Source organism: Bacillus cereus (genome assembly GCF_002561295.1).
GTDB lineage: Bacteria > Bacillota > Bacilli > Bacillales > Bacillaceae_G > Bacillus_A > Bacillus_A cereus_S.
In genome coordinates this window covers 1-210 of record NZ_NTUG01000089.1, presented here as the reverse complement: position 1 = coordinate 210, position 210 = coordinate 1, and the positions used below count along the sequence as shown (strand labels likewise).

Below are 210 nucleotides of genomic sequence, written 5' to 3'. Positions count from 1 at the left end.
ACCAACTGAGCTAATGGCTCGTACAATAAAACTGGTGCCGGCTAGAGGACTTGAACCCCCAACCTACTGATTACAAGTCAGTTGCTCTACCAATTGAGCTAAGCCGGCGTATATGGTGGAGGATGACGGGATCGAACCGCCGACCCCCTGCTTGTAAGGCAGGTGCTCTCCCAGCTGAGCTAATCCTCCGTTTTGCCTGGCAACGTCCTA

The 210-nt window shown here is 53.3% G+C and carries 2 tRNA genes; both read right to left on the bottom strand.

Features of this window, described 5'->3' with window-relative positions:
• Positions 1 to 32: 32 nt before the first annotated feature.
• Positions 33 to 108 (bottom strand) — tRNA-Thr (locus tag CN373_RS24945).
• 5 nt (positions 109 to 113) lie between these two features.
• A tRNA-Val gene (locus CN373_RS24940) sits at positions 114 to 189 on the bottom strand.
• Positions 190 to 210: the final 21 nt, after the last annotated feature.